Genomic DNA, 17728 nt, shown 5'->3' with positions numbered 1-17728 from the left:
TCCATGCTCCCCCTGCGGTTCCGGGGCGGATGCCGGGGCCCGGTGCTTTCGCTCGTCCTCGCGTTCTCCCTTCTTCTTTCCGCGCGTGCAGCGGCCCAGGAACTCCCCTCCGGCTACGAGCAGGGGCTTTTCGAGGTGCGCCTGGGCAGCCTGCCGGCCGCCACCCTGACGGTGGTGGTCAACGACCAGGGCCGCCTGCTGCTGCCCCTGCGCCCCGTGCTGGAGCTGGGGGGCACGCCCATGGACCGTGACGCCTCCGGCAACACCATCCGCGTGAGCGCGCTGGCCGACGGGCCGCCCGCCGTGCTGGACGTGGCCGGCGCCCGCGTGCTGGCCGCCGACACGCTGGCGCTGGCGCCGGGCGACCTGGTGCAGGCCGGGGGCGAGGTGTACCTGGCCGTCCCCGCGCTGGCGCTGCTGCTGGGGGCGGAGGCGCAGGTGGACTGGGAGGCGCTGGCGGTTTCCATCACCCGGGGCGTTCCCTTCGCCGCCGAGACCCGTCGCGAGGTGGAAAGCCGCCGCGCCGTCGAGCTGCGCCACCAGGGGGGCGAGGTGGGGCTGTCGGGCGACACCGTGTCGTACCGGGCCGTGAGCGGAGCGGGGGTGGTGGACTGGGCCGTTTCCGGCCGGGTGGGGAGCGAGCCGTCTCCGCCTTCGCTGCGGCTGGGCTCGGGGTTCAGCCTGGTGGGCGGCATGCTCACCCTGCGCGGCACCCTGGCGGCGGACTCGGGCGCGGCGGGGCTGGTGGACCCGGCGGTGGCCTATCACCGCGTGTTTCCCCGGGGCCGCTTCGTCCGCCAGCTTCACCTAGGCGACCACCTGAGCGGGGGGCTGCGCGCGCGGTCGCTGCGGGGGATCACCATCGGCAACGCGCCGTTCCTGCGGCGCACCCGCTTCGACCAGGTGCTGCTTTCGCCCGAGCTTCCGCCCGGGTGGCAGTACGAGGTGTACCAGGGCGGCCGCCTGGTGGGGTTCTCCGACGCCACGGCCGAGCGGCCGGTGAGCGTGCCGCTGGAGTACGGCAGCACCCCCGTGCAGGTGAAGATGTACGGCCCGGCGGGCGAGATCCGCGAGTCGAGCGTGATCTACTCCGTTCCCGTGACGCAGCTGCCGCGCGGCGTCAACGAGTACGCCGCGGGGGTGGGCGCCTGTCCGCGCGGCGAGTGCACGCTGGCGGGATACCTGGACCTGCGCCGCGGGCTGACGCGCACCCTTACCGTGGCCGGCGGCTTCGAGTTCGAGCAGCCCGCGGACTCCGCCGGGCCCGCCCTGAGCCCGTTCGGCGCGGTGAGCGCGCTGCTGCGGCCGGGCACCAGCGCCGAGGTGCAGGCGCTGCTCGGCTCGTTCGTGCGCGGCTCGCTTCAGCACGTGGCGGCGGGCGGCGTGGCGCACGCGACGGCCGGCATCGTCTACCCGGGCTCGGGGCAGTTCTCCTTCGCGCCGCTGGCCAGCCCGCGCTGGCAGGCCGGCGGCGGGTTCAGCCGCTCGAACGTGCGTGCCGGCCCGGTGCGCGCCTTTGCGCTGAACGGCCGCGCGGAGGGAACGCAGGAGGCGGGGCTGGACCGGGTGCGCGTGTCGGCCCTGGCCGCGCTGCGGTCCGCGCGGCTGGAGGCGGGCTACGAGTCCGGGCTCCCGGGCTCGCCAGGCGTCATCTTCCTGGCGCCCAGCGTTTCCCTCCCGCGCTTCGTCCCGCCCTGGCTGCGCGGGTCGGGGCTCAGCGGCAGCCTGGCTTTCACCGGGGGCGAGCTGCGGCAGGCGGGGTTCAACACCTCGCTTCAGACCGGGCCCACCTCGTTCGCCACGCTGGCCGTGCAGTGGCTTCCCGATCCCAGCGGGATGGCGGTGTACCTGACCTTCGCCCGACGGCTGGGGTTCGCCAACGTGCAGACGCAGGCCGCCTCGCTGCGCAGCCAGGTGCAGGGCTCGTGGTCCGCCGAGGGGAGCGTGGCGTACGGCGGGCGCGGCGGCGTGCTCGCCCTCCCCTACCGCGGAACCGGGATGGCGGGGGTGGGCGGGCGGGTGTTCTACGACCTGGACGGCGACGGCGTGTTCAGCGCCGGCGACCGGCCGCTCCCCGGCGCCACGGTGCGGATCGGGTCCGTCAGCGTGAAGTCGGGAGTGGACGGCGCGTACCGCACCTGGTCGGTGCTGCCCTTCGAGGCGGCCCAGGTGGCGCTCGACACCCTTTCGCTGGACGAGGCCGGGTGGGTGCCGGTCGCCCGCAGTGTGGAGCTTCGGCCGGCGCCCCACGTCTTCGCGGCGGTGGACATTCCCCTGGTGCAGACGCGTGAGGTGGCGGGCCAACTGATTCCCGGCCGCGAGGTGCCCACCGTCGCGGGGGTGACGCTGGAAATCGTCAGCCGCGAAACGGGGGACGTGCAGCGCGTGGCCACGTTCAGCGACGGCGAGTTCTACGTGAGCCGCGTGCGGCCGGGCACGTACGAAATCCGCGTCGCCGAATCGTCGCTGCGGGCCCTGAACGCGATCGCCGATCCGAATCCGCTGGTGCTCGTGGTTCCCGCCTCCGGCGACGTGCTGGTGCAGGCGCCGCCCATCACGCTGCGCAAGATCCGCTAAGGACGTCCGCATCCGGTGCCCCGGCCCTGATAACAACAATCACGCAGAGGACGCGGAGGGGAACAGAGAGGACGCAGAGGGGCCGTAGCTTCCCTCTGCGTCCCCTCGGTTTCCTCTGCGTCCTCTGCGTGATGCTTTTTTGTTTCTGCCTTTAGCGGATCGCCCCGACGTTCGCCGCGGCGAGGACCGTCGCGGAGGACGAACTCGACCTCGTCGCCCTCGACGCCGTGCAGCACTGGCTGTACGAGAATCGGACGCTCACAGCCAAGTGGTTGCACGGAGGCCACTTAGGTTACAATCGTCCTCAAACCGCACACCCCGCAGGCCGCACAAACATCCGCTAAATATATCAGGGACAACAGCTTAGGGCAGGTGCCACCTCGGCTCGCGGCTCGCATTGGAGGGAAGGAGCAAAGCGCTTCTTTCTCCGTGGATGCCAGCCGTGAAGACCGCACTCGTCGCCGCCCTGATCTCGATGGCCCTGAGCGCCGCGCCCGCCCTGGCGCAGGGCACGATCCACGCGAGCGCGACCATCCTGCCGCGGCAGGGCGTGGAGATGGGCGCGGGTGTCGCGACGGAGGTTCGGAACGGCGCGCTCGGCGTCTCCGTGGGCATCGCGAACAAGGGAGCGAGCAGCTACGTCGTGCAGGTGGCGAGGGAGGACGATTCCGCCGCGCCGGACGCCAGCGTGGTCGTCCGCGGCGGCGAAAACCGCGAGTTCCGCTTCCGCCGCCCAGCGGCGGAAGCGTCGGGGCGCATCACGTACGTCATCTCCCCCATGATCTGAGAAAAGAGAGTCCCACACGGAGCGTGCCGGGACTCTCGGACGACTGACCGCCTGTTACTGTCCCGAGCTCTCACCCAGGGCCACGAGAAGCTCGTCCAGCTGGTCGAACGTCTCGACCATTGCGTCGGCTGCTCCGGTGCCGGCAGCGTCGAGCGCTTCCTTCGTAGGATAGCTCTCGTGCAGGACCACCAGCGTCTTGCCGCCCGTTTCCTCGAAGGTCACCGTGGTGACAGACCCACCCTCGCCGCCTTCTTCATTGGTCCACGCGAGGCGCGAATACGGCTCCACTTCGACATAGGTGCCGAAGAACGCGGCGGGCTCCGCGCCACCGACGTCGAATTCCAATCGGTACTTGCCTCCGACACGAGCATCCACCTCGCAGGACAGCAGGGTCATTCCCATCGACCTGGGCACCCACCAGCGCCTGAGCAGCTCGGCCTTTGTAAATGCCTCGAACACGATGGGCGCCGGGCCGTCGATGGTGCGCGTGACGACCACCTCGCGGTCCGACTTCCGTTCCACCGTGGTGCGATTCTTCACGGGGCCGGGGCTACTCTCGATTCCTGCGTTCATCGCTCTTCTCCTTTCGTGTGAGTTCCTCGACAACCCTGTCCAGCTCGTCGAAGCGTTCGTCCCAGCGCTGGCGGTAGCTCTCGAGCCACGCCGTCTCTTCCTCCAATCGGCGCGGGCCCAGCTGGCACGTCCGCACGCGCCCGATCTTCTTCGTGGTGACGAGCCCCGCCTGCTCCAGAACGCCGACGTGCTTCTTCATCCCCGTGAGCGTCATGTGGAACTTCTCGGCGAGCTCCGTGATCGAAGCGTCGGCTCGTCCGAGCTGCTCCAGGATGCCGCGCCGCGTGGCGTCCGAGAGCGCGGCGAACGAAGTGTCGAGTCGGGTCGTCATACGGTGAACCACATGGTTCAGTATCGTAGTGCAATCGTTCGCGGCATGCAAGGGGTGGCCGCGAAGAACGATGGGTCCTGCGAGGATGAACGAAAGCGGGCGGAACCCCGAAAGGTCCCGCCCGCTTCGCCGTCCCGAGAGGACGTGCCGGGTTCAGCGATACTCGATGGCGCTGTGCGACGCGTCGGAGTAGATGTGCCGCGACAGCCAGTCGGCCAGCTTCACGAACATCCGCTCGTCCTTGCGGATGAAGTGGCACGCCCCGCTCACCACCTCGTCGGGAACGTTGTTGGGCGTCGCCGCGCTCACGAACACCGTGGGCACCTCGGCGAAGCTGGGGATCGCGCGCACCTCCCGGCAGCTCTGAAAGCCGTCGCGGCCGGGCATGTCGACGTCCAGCAGCAGCCCCTGGACGCCGCTGCCGCCCCCGGCGGCCCAGGACACCAGCTCGTCACCGGAGGCAAAGCGCAGCACGCGGAAGCCCTGGTGCTCCAGCCAGGCGGACATCAGCTCCGCGTGGAGCTCGTCGTCGTCGGCGAGCGCGAGGGTCGGTTGGTCTTGCATCATAGCAGGATACGGCGAGTTCATGGGCCGCATGGAGAGCAAGGATCGTCCCAGACGCGTCACATCTGGGCAAACGCACCTCCGTCAACCACTTAGGCCAACCAAACGTCTGTGTCCGCTCCGTTCGGGCGTTCCCGGTGGGGAACATGCGCGCCCGAATGGGAACGCCCGCTCCGGAACGGAAACCTCATCCGTCACCGCGCGGACACTTCTTCGCGCAGCCGGGCCAGCAGCGCGTCCACCTCGGGACCGCCCCCGCGGGTGCGCACCGCCTCTTCGGCCGCGTCGCCCAGCCGCGACAATTCGGCGAACCCGTACCCCGCCGCGGCCCCGCGCAGCTTGTGGAGCTCGCGGCGCAGGGCCTCCTGGTCCCCCGCCGCGGCGTGGCGCTCGATGGCCGCCAGGCGGTCGTGCAGCCCCGTACGGAACCGGGCGCGCAGGGGAGCCAGGAAATCGTCCTCGTCCGCCGGGGCCTCGGCCGGGGCGGGGGCGCGCGACAGCGCCTCGTCCACGTAGGCCACCAGCACGTCGGCTTCCACCGGCTTCACCACCTTGCCGTCGAACCCCGCGGGGTTGGGGTCGGCCAGGGCGCCCGCGGTGAACGCCAGGACGGGAATCGATTCGAGCGCGGTGAACCCCCGCATCTCCGCCAGGGCCTCGGCACCGCCGCGGCCCACCAGGTGAAGGTCCAGCAGCACCAGGCGTGGATGCGCCTGCGCCAGGCGGGCGCCCACGCCGGGGGAGCCGTCATCCGCCACGGCGCGGTAGCCGGCGCGGCGCAGGACGATGGTGGCGTACGCGCGGATGTCGGCGTCGTCGTCCACCACGGCCACCATCTCGCCGCGGGTGCGCGCGACGGCGGGCGCGGGCACGCCCGCCTCCGCGGCCGCTTCACCCGCGGCGGCGGCGGGGAGCGAGATCCAGAAGGTGCTTCCGTGGCCGGGGATGGAGCTCACCCCCACGCTGCCCCCCATGGCCTCGGTGAGCATGCGCGAAAGCGCCAGCCCCAGCCCGGCGCCGCGCACCCGCAGCCCCGGCGGGTTCACGCGCGAAAACTCCTTGAACAGCCGCAGCTGGTTGGTCCTGGAGATTCCCGGGCCGCGGTCGCTCACCTCCACCCGCACCTCGCCGGCGCCGTCCGTCACCCGGACCGCCACCTCGCCCCCCTCGGGCGAGTACTTCACGGCGTTCTCCAGCAGGTTGAAGAGCACCTGCCGCAGCCGCCCCACGTCGGCCAGGGCCGCGCGCCCGGCGCGATCGTCCATGCGAAAGACGATGCCGCGCGCGAAGGCCTGCGGCTCCAGCGCGGTGATCACCGCCTCGGCCACCTCGGCGGCGCGCACGGGGGCCAGCGTAACCTCCAGCGCCCCCGCCTCGACCTTGCTGATGTTCAGCAGGTCGTCGACCACGTGCAGCAGGTGGCGCGCGTTGCGAAGGACCACCGCCAGGTATTCGGCGCGCACGGCGGGGTCCATCTCCTCGCCCTCGCTTTCCAGCAGCGACGCGAAGCCGATGATGGAGCTGAGGGGGGTGCGGAACTCGTGGCTGACGTGGCGGATGAAGCGGCTCTTGTGCACGCTGGAGCGCTCCGCCTCGTCCAGCCGGGCGCGCAGGGCGGCGGCCTCCGCCTGGCTGGCGGCCAGCTCCTGGCGAAGGCGCGCGGCGCTCTCGGCCGGCGGCTTCCGCGGTGGCGCCACTACTCCCTCCCGGCCAGCAGGCCGTGCTGCTTGCGGCGCTGCCACAGCACCTTGCGCGACACGCCCAGCCGGTCGGCGGCCTCCTGCACGTTGCCGCCCACCTCCCGCAGCGTCTCCTCGATGTACCGCGCCTCCACCTCGTCCAGCGTCAGCCCGCGGGGCATCACCACGCCCTCCACCGGCGCGGCCACGGCCACCGGCGTGTTGGCCAGCTCCACGATGCGCAGCGCGGGGCCCGACGAAAAGATCATCGAGCGCTCGATGATGTTGCGGAGCTCGCGCGCGTTCCCCGGCCAGTCGTAGCGCGTAAGCCGGTCTACCCCGTCGGCGTCGATCTCGGGAACCGGCTTGGCGAAGTACTCGGCCGCGCGCTTGACGAAGTGGTTGGCGATCTCGGGGATGTCGGAGCGGATGGCGCGCAGCGGGGGCAGCATCTGCGACGCCACGTTCAGCCGGTAGTACAGGTCTTCGCGAAAGGTCCCCCGCCCCACCTCGGCGCTCAGGTCGGCGTTAGTGGCGGCGACCACGCGAAGGGTCACCGTCTGCTCGCGGGTGCTGCCGATGCGGCGGAACGAGCGGCTTTCCAGGAACGAGAGCAGCTTGGTCTGCAGCTCGGGCGCCATGGTGCCGATTTCGTCCAGGAACAGCGTCCCCCCGTCCGCCACCTCCACCAGCCCCTTCTTAGCCTGCTTGGCGTCGGTGAACGCGCCCTTCTCGTAGCCGAACAGCTCCGCCTCCAGCAGCCCGGCCGGCAGCGCCGCGCAGTTCACCTCCACGAAGCGGTAGCCGGCCGCCTTGCTGGCCGCGTGGATGCCGCGGGCCACCAGGTTCTTGCCCGTGCCGGACTCGCCCAACAGCAGCGCCGACACCTGCGGCACACCCCCCACGCTGGCGATGAACTCGCGCACCTGCTGCATCAGCGGGTGCCGGCCGATGATGGCGTGCGGGTCGAACTTGGCCTGCGTGAAGCTTTGGAGCAGCTGCTCCTTGGGCGCCTGCTCCATCGCCCGGGCGATGCGCGTTTCCAGCGAGCGCGGGTCGATGGGCTTGGTGGTGAAGTCCGAGGCTCCCGCCTGCAGCGCGCGCTCGGCGTCGCCTTCCGTGCCCCGCGCGGTGGCGATGATCACGGGCAGCCCGCGGTTCAGCTCGCGCACACGGCGGACGAAGGTGATGCCGTCCATCCCGGGCATCACCAGGTCGCACACCACCGCGTCGGGGGGATCGGAGCGGATTTCCTCCAGCGCGCTCTCCGCCCGCGTGAAGCCCTTGGTGACGAAGCGGCGCCCGCGCTCGATCTGCGCCGTGACCAGCGCCACCTGGTCGGGGTCGTCGTCGATGATGAAGACGGTGGGATTCATGGGGGAGTGCGTTAGTGCGTTAGTGCGTTAGTGCGTGAGTGCGGAAGTGCGCTGATCGCGGCATGCTACTCCGCGTCCTTCCGCTCCCAGCGGTCGGCGTCGCGCACCTGGTACTTCGACAGGGTGCGGCGGGCGGCTTCGCTCAGGTCGATGTCCAGCTGGTTGGCCAGGACCACGACCACGAACAGGATGTCGCCCAGCTCCAGCGCGATGTCGCCCTCTGGCTCGTCGTGCTTCTTGGTCTTGGGGCCGAACTGGTGGTTGATCTCCCGCGCCAGCTCGCCCACCTCTTCCGTCAGACGCGCCAGGTTCACCAGTGGCGGAAAGTACCCCTCCTTGAACTGCGAGATGTACGCGTCTACCTGCTGCTGGATTTCGCGGAGATCCATGCGCTTTCGCCATCCGGTGTCGGGAGATGCACCCAACCTAGGCGTGTTCCCAAATGGAAACAAGCCCACCGGCTCCGGCACGGAGTCGAAACGGCGATCCAAGCTCTCCCCTCTCGCGGCGTCGTTTGCCGGGGGAGGGGCCCAGCGGCGCGTTGTATCCGATCGGGACAAGCCGTACATTCCTGTTCATATGGGCCAAACGAGCCGCATAGAACAGTTCTGGACAAGGGCGCGACGGGCATGCAGCCAATCGTTGGGATCATCATGGGAAGCCGCTCGGACCGCGAGACCATGCAGGAGGCCGCGCGCGTCCTGGACGAGCTGGGGATCGCGTACGAGATGCAGGTCGTTTCCGCGCACCGCACCCCCGACCTGATGTTCCGCTACGCCGATCAGGCCGAGGGCCGCGGCATCCAGGTGATCATCGCCGGGGCCGGCGGCGCCGCGCACCTCCCCGGGATGACGGCCGCCAAGACCGTGCTCCCCGTCATCGGCGTCCCCGTGCTCTCGTCCACCCTCAACGGGCTGGACTCGCTGCTTTCCATCGTCCAGATGCCCAAGGGGGTGCCCGTTGCCACGACCGCCATCGGCAAGGCGGGCGCGGCGAACGCGGGGCTGCTGGCGGCGCGCATCCTGGGCAGCCACGACCCGAAGATCCGCGACCGGCTCAGGGCGTACGCGGAGCGGATGGCAGAAGACGCGTTGCGCGATCCGGAGGCGGCGCAGTGACGGCCGACGCCGCGGCCCCATTCCTCCCCGGCGCCACGCTGGGGATGGTGGGCGGGGGCCAGCTCGGCCGGATGTTCGCGCTCGAGGCGCGGCGGATGGGGTATCGCGTCGTGGTTCTGGACCCCGGCGAGGATACGCCCGCGGCCCAGTTCTGCGACCGGCACGTCCGCGCGCCCTTCGAGGACCTGGACGCCTGCCTGGAGCTGGCCCGCCTCTCCGACGTGGTGACGCTGGAGTGGGAGAACGCCGACGTGGCCACGCTGCGCGAGATGGAGCGCATCGTCCCCGTGCGCCCCGGGCCGGGCGTGCTCGAGGTGGCGCAGCACCGCGTCCGGGAAAAGGACGCCGCGCGCCGGCTGGGCGTGCTGACCGCGGACTACCGCGCCGTCGGTACGAGGGAGGAGCTGGACGAGGCGCTGCGTGAGATCGGCGCGCCGGCCATCCTGAAGACGGCGCGGATGGGATACGACGGCAAGGGCCAGGCGGTGATCCGTGGCGCCGGCGACGTGGACAATGCGTGGACCGCCGTGTCGGCGATGGGGAGCGAGTTCATCCTGGAAGCTATGGTGAACTTCCGGATGGAGGTGTCCGTCATCTGCGCCCGCTCCGCCACGGGTGAAACGGCGTGCTTTCCCGTGGCCGAGAACGAGCACCGCGGCGGCATCCTTCACCTCACCCGCTGCCCCGCCCGCGTGTCTGACGAGATGGCATCGGAGGCCATGCGCGTCGCCACGGCCCTGGCCGAGGGGCTGGGCGTCGTGGGCCTGCTGGCGGTGGAGATGTTCGTGGATGCGGACGGGCGGATCCTGGTGAACGAGATCGCTCCGCGCCCCCACAACTCCGGCCACCACACGATCGAGGCGTGCGGGGTGTCGCAGTTCGAGCAGCAGCTGCGCGCCGTCTGCGGGCTGCCGCTGGGGTCCCCCGCCCTGCTGCGCCCCGCGGCCATGGTGAACCTGATGGGCGAGGACGCCGGCACCGGGCTGGGCCGCGCGGGCGTCGCCGACGCGCTGCGGATCCCCGAAACGTCGCTTCACCTGTACGGCAAGGGTGCGGCGCGCACGGGCCGCAAGATGGGACACCTGACGTCCCTGGCCGGCGACGTGGACGAGGCGGCCGGGCGGGTGCTGCGGGCGTGGGAAGCCGCCACCCGCCACGGCTGAACATGCGGCCCTTGCGCCCCGGCCTCAAAGGTCGCAATTGTAGGGAACGGCTCCGTCATCTGGTTACGCGTAACCCACCCTCCACCGCCGGCAGGGTGTTCCCACCCGGGGACACGGTTGCCGAAGCTGTCGCCGGAACGGCACGGTTTGCCGCGCCCGGCACCCTGAAACAAATACGCCGCAGCGGCGTAAAGACATACATCGGAACGGCTTGCTGACGCGAGGCCCATCTGGCCCGCCGCTTGCCCTGTTTCGAGGTGGGAAACGACCTGGGGAGGAGCCCATGATCCTTCACTGCAACTTCGAAGAGCTGCGTGCGCTGTCCTCGGGAGGCGAGGCCATCGTCACGGCGGCCGAGGCCTCCTCCACGAGCCCGGTCTCCGCGCCGGCCGAAGGCGTCGCCCACGTGGAGCTGCTGCTCCCCCGGCTGACGGGCGACTTCAGCATCGACACGCTCGACGAGCAGCGCCGGGTGCGCAGCGCGGTGGGCCTGATCTGCGACGACCTGCGCACGCGCATGGACCAGAAGGTCATCGAGTTCAACCCGGCGCACGAGGAAGCCGTGGCCCTGTACTTCGACTACGCCCACAGCCGCTCCGTGCTCCACCGCGTAGACGTGATCGGCGCCGAAATGACGGGCATCGTCGACCTGATCACCGGCGGGCACCCGGAGCTGGGCGGAAGCATCACCTTCCCCGACTGACGGCTGCCCTCGCACGAAAAGCCCCGCGCCTCGAGAGATGAGGCGCGGGGCTTTCGCTTGTCCACGGCGGTGCGGGAGCGGATCGGCGGTGCACGGCACTGGAGCCTGTCAGGGCACGCCCAGCACCGCCCGTCCGCTGCTCATCTCGTAGATCCCGAAGCCGATGTGCTCCCACGGCCCCGCCTCGCGGGCCAGGAAGTACACGGCGGGGTCCGCGCCCAGGCGAAAGAAGGTCACCGGCTGCACCGCCCGCACCAGCGAGGGATCCACGGGCCCCCACTCGGGATGTCCGAAAAGGCCGCGCACCACCTGCCGCTGCACCGGATCGTAGACGAAGAAGAGCGACGCCCGCCGGTCTCGCCCGGTGCCGTACGCCAGCTGCGCCGGCCACTGCACCACCAGGCTCGACTCGCCCTCGACGCCCAGCACCAGCGGCGTGCCCAACTCCATCGCCTCGGCACGGTCGCCGGGGGCACGCTGCTGCTCCGCGGTCGCGTACAGCCGCAACGCCTCGGCGCGCAGCAGGGCCGTCGCGGCCGAGTCCAGCGAGACGGGCGCGGACGCCAGGGCGTGCAGCGGCGGGCCGGGGCGCCAGAAGAGCACGGGACCGGCGGCCGCGGCGCCGGACGGCACCAGTTCGGCGACGTACGCCGCCTCGTACTGGCCCGCGGCGCGCACCCGCGACAGGCGCACCCGCGCCGGGCGGCCGGCCGAATCCACGCCCGGCAGCTCCTCGCCCGCCGCGAGCGTGTCGGCAAGGCGCGCGCAGTCGCCGGCGACGAAGCCGCGCCCGTCGTGGCAGCCCGCGAACCGCTCGGCGTCGCCTTCAACGAACGAGTCCGGGTCGTACACGCCCAGGACGCCGGCGCGCGCGCCGGGGGCGCACGCGGCCAGCGGCAGCAGGGCCGTCAGGAGCAGGCGGCGGAACTTCATATTGATGGATGCGCGATGAAAGCCGCCGCCCCGGCGCCGGGCCGGGGCGGCGGGGCGTCCTAGAGGATGTACTTGCGCAGGTCCTCGTCCTCGACGATGTCCTTCAGGCGATTGCGAACGCGATCGGCATCCACCACGATGTGCTTTTCGGCCATGTCGGGAAGGTCGAACATCACGTCTTCCAGCAGCGTGGTGAGCACGGTGTGCAGCCGCCGCGCACCGATGTTCTCCATCCGCTCGTTCAGCTGCGCCGCGGTGCGCGCCACCTCGCGCACGCCGTCGTCGGTGAACACCAGCTCCGCCCCGTCGGCCGCGGCCAGCGCGCGGTACTGCGACACCAGCGCGTTCTTGGGCTCCTGCAGGATGCGGACGAAATCGTCCTGCGTGAGGCTGCTCAGCTCCACGCGGATGGGAAAGCGGCCCTGCAGCTCGGGGATCAGGTCCGACGGCTTGCTGACGTGAAAGGCGCCCGCGGCGATGAACAGCACGTGGTCGGTGCGCACCATCCCGTACTTGGTCTGCACCGTGGAGCCCTCGACGATGGGGAGCAGGTCGCGCTGCACCCCTTCGCGCGACACGTCCGGCCCGCCCGCCGCGCCGCGCTCGCCGGCGATCTTGTCGATCTCGTCCAGGAAGATGATCCCCATGTCTTCCACGCGGTCGAGCGACTCGTTCACCACCTCGTCCATGTTCACGAGCTTGTCGAGCTCGTCCTGCAGCAGAATGCGGCGCGCCTCGGCCACGCTCACCCGGCGGCGCTTGGTCTTCTTGGGAAGCCAGTCCTGCAGCATGTCCATCAGGTTGCCGTCCATGCCGCCGCCGTCCATGCCGCCGCCCATGGGAATCATCATGTTCTCCACGGGCATGCTCTGGCTGACCTCCACCTCCACCTCACGCTCCTCCAGCTTGCCGTCGCGCAGCAGCTGGCGGAACTTCTCGCGGGTGCGCTCGCGCCGCTCACGCCCGGCCACGTCCTCCACCGGCTCGGCCTGCCCGGTGGGCGAGGCGAACCACACGCGCTCCTTCTTGTCGCCGTCAGCGGCGGGCGCGCCGGCGGCGGGGGTGGGCTGCGACTCGGCGGGGGGAATCAGCAGGTCCAGAAGGCGGTCCTCCACCCGCTTCTCGGCCTCGTCCTGCACCTCGTCCTCTCGCTCCGTCCGGACCATGTTCACGGCCACGTCCACCAGGTCGCGCACCATCGACTCCACGTCGCGGCCCACGTAGCCCACCTCGGTGAACTTCGATGCCTCGACCTTCACGAAGGGCGCGCCGGCCAGCCGGGCCAGCCGGCGGGCGATCTCGGTCTTTCCCACGCCCGTGGGGCCGATCATGATGATGTTGTTGGGGGCGATCTCCTCGCGCAGGTCCTCGGCCACGCGCTGGCGGCGCCAGCGGTTGCGCAGCGCGATGGCCACCGACTTCTTGGCCGCGTTCTGCCCCACGATGTACTTGTCGAGCTCGGCGACGATCTGGCGGGGCGTCATTTCGTCCAGCCAGAGAGGCTCCTGGGCCTCGCCCTCCGCGGGCTTCACCTCGGTTTCGTTCGTCGACATTCGCTTCAATTCCCACTTCGTGCGTGAGCGCGCCGTCAGTCCAGCTCCAGCACGGTGATGTTGGTGTTGGTATAGATGCAGATTTCGCCCGCGATCTCCAGCGCCCGGCGCACGATCTCCGGTGCGGGGAGCGACGAGTGCTCCTTGAGCGCGCGCGCCGCGGCCAGGGCGTAGCTCCCGCCCGAGCCGATGGCCACGATGTCGTCGTCGGGGGCGATGACGTCGCCGGTGCCGCTGAGCATGTACAGGTTCTCGCGGTCGGCCACGGCGAGCAGCGCCTCGAGCCGGCGCAGGTAGCGGTCGCTGCGCCAGTCCTTGGCCAGCTCCACCGCGGCGCGCGACAGGTTGCCGGGGTAGCGCTCCAGCTTTTCCTCGAACTTCTCGAAGAGCGTGAACGCGTCGGCGACGGAGCCGGCGAAGCCCGCCAGCACCTTGCCGTCCTTGAGCTTGCGCACCTTGGTGGCCGACGACTTGGCGATGACGTCGCCCATGGTCACCTGGCCGTCGCCGCCCAGCGCGATCTTGCCGTCGCGGCGGACGGCCAGGATGGTGGTGGCGTGGAACGTGGGGATTGCCATATCTCCAAAAACCGGTACGAAAGTACGGAGTACGTGCCGTGAACGTCGTTTCGGGGCGGACCGGCTGCGTCCGCCCGCACAAGGTCGCGCGGTTTCAGGGGTTACGCAACCGTTGGGGCCCCTCCCCCGGCAAACTGCGCCGGGAGAGGGGAGAACGTCGGTCGGGGTTCGAATGGCTGTCGCTCATGCCACAGCAGCCCCCTCTCCCGGCCTCTCCCCCGCGAACTGCGCGGGAGAGAGGAGCACTTCGGGCGGGGTTCGACCGGCCGCCGGTGCATGCCTTGGGAGCCCCCTCCCCCCGGCCCCCGTCCCCCGCTGCGCAGGGGAGGGGGAGACCTGAACTGCGCTTCCGCCGGCCTCGTGCACGACACTGGCTCCCTTCCCCCGCGCAGTTTGCGGGGGAAGGGGTGGGGATGGGGGGCGCCCCCCCGAGCACCGGACTGTCCCCAATGCACCCAGGCCCGAAGTGTACCCCCTCTCCCACGCTGTTTGTGGGAGAGGGTGGCACGCGTGTCAGCGCGGCCGGGTGAGGGCACCACGGCAGCTGGGGACTCGGCTACGGTGACCGCTGCCGCGCCCCGGCTTGTACGTGTCCGCGGCTAGATCCTTCGCCCCGCGAGGTCTGGTCTGCGGGCTGGCCCGGCGCGCTTGGGGCTCAGGATGACAGGCTCCGGAGCGCTCCTCCGAACATGGAGTCTCACGCAGGGCCGGGCCTCCGTCACGCTCGCGGGTGCGCCTTCCGGTACACCGCCTTCAGCCGCTCCTTGGACGTGTGCGTGTAGATCTGCGTGGTGCTCAGGCTGGCGTGCCCCAGCAGCTCCTTCACCGCCATCAGGTCCGCCCCCGCGTCCAGCAGGTGCGTGGCGAAGCTGTGCCGCAGCGAGTGCGTGGAAAGGCCCGTCTCGCCCGCGACGCCGCGCAGAAACTCGCCCACGATGTTCTGGATCTGCCGCACCGACAGGCGCTTGCCCGTCTGCCCCACGAACACCGCGCGTACGTCCGGCCGCGTCGCCCCGGCGATCACCACCTCGCGCGCGTCGAAGTACCCGCGAATCGCACGCAGCGCCACGCGTCCTACGGGAACCATGCGCTGCTTACGGCCCTTGCCCATCACGGTCACACGGTCCGTCATCAACTCCAGGTCTAGCATGTTCAGCCCCTGCAGCTCCGACAGGCGCAGCCCCGCCGAGTAGAACAGTTCCACGATCGCCAGGTTGCGCAGCCCGTGGAACCCGCCCGCCTCGGCGCGCATCTGCGCGGTCTCGAAGAGCCCGTCCATCTGCTCGCGCGTCAGGAACCCCGGAAGGTGCCGCTCGCGCTTGGGGGTGCGGACCGCGCGGGCGGGGTTGGCGTCCACCCGCCCCTCCACGTGAAGAAAGCGGTACAGCGAGCGGACCGACGAAACCTTTCGCGCGATGCTGGTGCGCGACAGGCCCCGGCGGGTGGCGCAGTCGCCCATCCACGAGCGGATCGCCAGGCGGTCCACCCCGCCCCACGACCACTCGGGGGCGCCGTAGTAGCGGTCCAGGAACTCGCCGAACTCGCGCAGGTCGTCCGCGTACGCCCGCACCGTCTGCGGCGACAGGCCGCGCTCGTGCGCCACGTAGCGAAGGAACTCGTCGAGCTCGCCCCCGCGGCGGGCCTCGGCATCCGCGCCGTTCGTCATCGCGCCGCCGCTGCCTCTACCCCGCCCGTGATGCCGTTCGTCTCCATCCACGCGGCGAAGTCGGCGCGGGCGCGCTCCACCAGCTTTTCGCGCTTCAGCTCTTTCTTCTTCACCACCACGTCCAGCGGATCCAGCAGGCCGAAGTTGCTGTTCATCGGCGCGAAGTGCTTGGGATCGCTCTCGCGCAGGTAGCGCATCAGCCCGCCCATCATCGTCGTCGGGGGCGGCACCGCCGGCTCCAGCCCGCGCACCACGCGGTCCAGGTTGGCCGCCGCCAGGATGCCGACCGCGGTGGACTCGGTGTAGCCCTCCACCCCGGTGATCTGCCCCGCGAAGATCAGCTCCGGCCGGTCGCGCAGCGAGCCGTGCGGCGACAGGCACGCGGGCGAGTTCAGGTACGTGTTGCGGTGGATGGAGCCCCAGCGCAGGAATTCGGCGTTCTCCAGCCCCGGGATCGTGTGGAAGATGCGCTTCTGCTCCGGGATCTTCAGCCGGGTCTGGAAGCCCACCAGGTTCCACATGTTCCCCGCCCGGTCCTCGCGCCGCAGCTGGATGACGGCGTGCGCCCACTTGCCATCGTTCCAGGGCACCGGCAGACCCACGGGCTTCATGGGCCCGAACCGCAGCGTGTCGACCCCGCGGCCGGCCATCACCTCGATGGGCAGGCAGCCCTCGAAGTAGGGCACGTTCTCCCAGTCGTGCCCGGCGTACGGCTCGCCGGTGTTCAGCGCCTGGATGAACGCCTCGTACTGCTCGCGGTCCATCGGGGCGTTCAGGTAGTCCTCGTCGCCGCCCTTCCCCCAGCGCGAGGCGTAGAAGAGCTTGTTCATGTCCAGCGACTCGGCGCTGACCACCGGGGCGATGGCGTCGAAGAAGGCGAGCCCCTGGTCGCCCAGCGAGCCGCGGATGGACTGCGACAGCGCGTCGGAGGTCAGCGGGCCCGTGGCGACGATGGCGGGACCGTCGGGAAGCGCCTGCATCTCTTCGCGCACCACGCGGATGCGGGGATGCGCGTCGATGGCGGCCGTCATCCGCCCGGCGAACTCCGTGCGGTCCACGGTGAGCGCGGTGCCGCCGGGGATGCGCGATTCGCGGGCGCAGGCCAGCAGCAGCGAGCCGCCGATGCCCAGCGCGTCCATCTCCAGCTTCAGCAGCCCGTGCGCGTTCTGCGGGTCTTCGGACTTGAAGGTGTTGGAGCAGACGATTTCGCCCAGCAGCTCGGTGTTGTGCGCGGGAGTGCCGCGCACCGGGCGCATCTCGTACAGGGTGACGTCGTGCCCGCGCTCGGCCAGTTGGTACGCCGCCTCCGACCCCGAAAGCCCTCCGCCGACTACCGTTACCTCCGCCATCGTATATCCCCTCAACGTTGAAAGAACTGCAGAACCTGACGAGCCAGGCTGTGGCGCATGCCGCGGCGCCCCCCATCCCCAACCGTTCCCCCACAAACTGCGTGGGGGAAGGGAGCCAGTCCGGCGCGCTTCTCCAAGGACTCGCGCATACCTCCGCCCACACACCGCGCCACGGGGCTGTCATCCTGAGGCCCAGGCGCACCGCACTCGCCCGCACACCATTCCACGCGGGCCGAAGGATCTAGCCTGGCGCCACTTCTCAGTCTGGGCGCGACAGCGGCACGGAGCCATGGACCTCGGCTTCCCCGGGGGACCTTGGGGCCCGGCGCATTCCTCGGGCGGGCCCCTCCCCCGGCCCCTCCCCCGGCAAACTGCGCCGGGAGAGGGGGGAACTTTGTGCCGCCCAGGCTGGCTCGCGCTCATGCCGCGGCTGCCCCCTCTCCCGGCCTCTCCCCCGCAAACTGCGCGGGAGAGAGGAGAACGTCGATCGGGGTTCGAATGGCTGCCGGTGCATGCCCGGGAGCCCCCTTCCCCCGAGCCCCGTCCCCCTGCTGCGCAGCGCAGGGGGAGACCTGAACCGCACGGCGGCTGGCCTCGCGCACCCATCTGGCTCCCTTCCCCCGCGCAGTTTGCGGGGGAAGGGTTGGGGATGGGGGGCGCCCGCCCGAGCACCGGGCCTGCCTGCCCACACTCAACCCCGAAGTGTACCCCCTCTCCCACGCTGTTTGTGGGAGAGGGTGGCACGCGTGTCAGCGCGGCCGGGTGAGGGCCCCACGGC

The 17728-nt window shown here is 70.8% G+C and carries 16 protein-coding genes; 5 read left to right on the top strand and 11 right to left on the bottom strand.

Annotated features, from left to right (window positions below; translation table 11 throughout):
• The first annotated feature begins 3 nt into the window (after positions 1-3).
• A complete protein-coding gene (locus VGB24_RS19100) occupies positions 4-2577 on the top strand; it encodes a hypothetical protein (protein WP_331074544.1) in 2574 nt (857 codons plus the stop codon).
• Between the two features lie 442 nt (positions 2578-3019).
• Positions 3020-3364 carry a hypothetical protein gene (locus tag VGB24_RS19095; RefSeq protein ID WP_331074543.1) on the top strand — a complete coding sequence of 115 codons (345 nt, stop codon included), beginning with the start codon at positions 3020-3022 and terminating at the stop codon, positions 3362-3364.
• Positions 3365-3418: 54 nt separating this feature from the next.
• On the opposite strand, the gene VGB24_RS19090 is transcribed toward VGB24_RS19095, so the two are convergent.
• The 6 genes from VGB24_RS19090 to VGB24_RS19065 all read right to left on the bottom strand — a co-directional run bounded on the left by VGB24_RS19090 (position 3419) and on the right by VGB24_RS19065 (position 8276).
• Positions 3419-3937 (bottom strand): SRPBCC domain-containing protein, encoded by a 519-nt coding sequence (locus tag VGB24_RS19090; RefSeq protein WP_349263940.1) that lies wholly within the window; start codon positions 3935-3937, stop codon positions 3419-3421.
• Positions 3915-4268, bottom strand: coding sequence for a metalloregulator ArsR/SmtB family transcription factor (locus tag VGB24_RS19085; RefSeq protein WP_331074541.1), 354 nt, complete (start codon positions 4266-4268; stop codon positions 3915-3917). Before VGB24_RS19085 ends, VGB24_RS19090 begins: the two co-directional genes overlap by 23 nt.
• 153 nt (positions 4269-4421) lie before the next feature.
• Positions 4422-4835 carry a response regulator gene (locus VGB24_RS19080; RefSeq protein ID WP_331074540.1) on the bottom strand — a complete coding sequence of 138 codons (414 nt, stop codon included), beginning with the start codon at positions 4833-4835 and terminating at the stop codon, positions 4422-4424.
• Between the two features lie 191 nt (positions 4836-5026).
• Positions 5027-6529: an ATP-binding protein gene (locus tag VGB24_RS19075; RefSeq protein WP_331074539.1), complete on the bottom strand. Its 1503-nt coding sequence runs from the start codon at positions 6527-6529 to the stop codon at positions 5027-5029.
• Positions 6529-7887: a sigma-54 dependent transcriptional regulator gene (locus VGB24_RS19070; RefSeq protein ID WP_331074538.1), complete on the bottom strand. Its 1359-nt coding sequence runs from the start codon at positions 7885-7887 to the stop codon at positions 6529-6531. Before VGB24_RS19070 ends, VGB24_RS19075 begins: the two co-directional genes overlap by 1 nt.
• Before the next feature lie 65 nt (positions 7888-7952).
• Positions 7953-8276 carry a nucleotide pyrophosphohydrolase gene (locus VGB24_RS19065; RefSeq protein ID WP_331074537.1) on the bottom strand — a complete coding sequence of 108 codons (324 nt, stop codon included), beginning with the start codon at positions 8274-8276 and terminating at the stop codon, positions 7953-7955.
• Positions 8277-8516: 240 nt separating this feature from the next.
• Here VGB24_RS19065 and purE point away from each other — a divergent pair, with 240 nt between their 5' ends.
• The 3 genes from purE to VGB24_RS19050 all read left to right on the top strand — a co-directional run bounded on the left by purE (position 8517) and on the right by VGB24_RS19050 (position 10871).
• Positions 8517-9005 (top strand): 5-(carboxyamino)imidazole ribonucleotide mutase, encoded by a 489-nt coding sequence (gene purE, locus VGB24_RS19060; protein ID WP_331074536.1) that lies wholly within the window; start codon positions 8517-8519, stop codon positions 9003-9005.
• Positions 9002-10168 (top strand): 5-(carboxyamino)imidazole ribonucleotide synthase, encoded by a 1167-nt coding sequence (locus tag VGB24_RS19055; RefSeq protein WP_331074535.1) that lies wholly within the window; start codon positions 9002-9004, stop codon positions 10166-10168. The genes purE and VGB24_RS19055 overlap by 4 nt, the downstream gene beginning before the upstream one ends.
• 283 nt (positions 10169-10451) lie before the next feature.
• A complete protein-coding gene (locus VGB24_RS19050) occupies positions 10452-10871 on the top strand; it encodes a hypothetical protein (protein WP_331074534.1) in 420 nt (139 codons plus the stop codon).
• A gap of 108 nt (positions 10872-10979) precedes the next feature.
• Here VGB24_RS19050 and VGB24_RS19045 read toward each other — a convergent pair whose 3' ends face one another.
• The 5 genes from VGB24_RS19045 to trmFO all read right to left on the bottom strand — a co-directional run bounded on the left by VGB24_RS19045 (position 10980) and on the right by trmFO (position 16950).
• Positions 10980-11804 carry a hypothetical protein gene (locus VGB24_RS19045; RefSeq protein WP_331074533.1) on the bottom strand — a complete coding sequence of 275 codons (825 nt, stop codon included), beginning with the start codon at positions 11802-11804 and terminating at the stop codon, positions 10980-10982.
• Positions 11805-11863: 59 nt separating this feature from the next.
• Positions 11864-13288, bottom strand: a complete 1425-nt coding sequence (hslU, locus tag VGB24_RS19040; protein ID WP_349263941.1) for an ATP-dependent protease ATPase subunit HslU — start codon at positions 13286-13288, stop codon at positions 11864-11866.
• A gap of 104 nt (positions 13289-13392) precedes the next feature.
• Positions 13393-13935 (bottom strand): ATP-dependent protease subunit HslV, encoded by a 543-nt coding sequence (gene hslV / locus VGB24_RS19035; RefSeq protein WP_331074531.1) that lies wholly within the window; start codon positions 13933-13935, stop codon positions 13393-13395.
• Positions 13936-14653: 718 nt separating this feature from the next.
• Complete coding sequence (locus VGB24_RS19030; RefSeq protein WP_331074530.1) at positions 14654-15601, bottom strand: tyrosine recombinase XerC; 948 nt, start codon at positions 15599-15601, stop codon at positions 14654-14656.
• Positions 15598-16950 (bottom strand): methylenetetrahydrofolate--tRNA-(uracil(54)-C(5))-methyltransferase (FADH(2)-oxidizing) TrmFO, encoded by a 1353-nt coding sequence (trmFO, locus tag VGB24_RS19025; RefSeq protein ID WP_331074529.1) that lies wholly within the window; start codon positions 16948-16950, stop codon positions 15598-15600. The genes VGB24_RS19030 and trmFO overlap by 4 nt, the downstream gene beginning before the upstream one ends.
• Positions 16951-17728: the final 778 nt, after the last annotated feature.

The organism is Longimicrobium sp., assembly GCF_036399935.1.
GTDB lineage: Bacteria > Gemmatimonadota > Gemmatimonadetes > Longimicrobiales > Longimicrobiaceae > Longimicrobium.
This window is presented reverse-complemented; position numbering and strand designations above follow the sequence as displayed.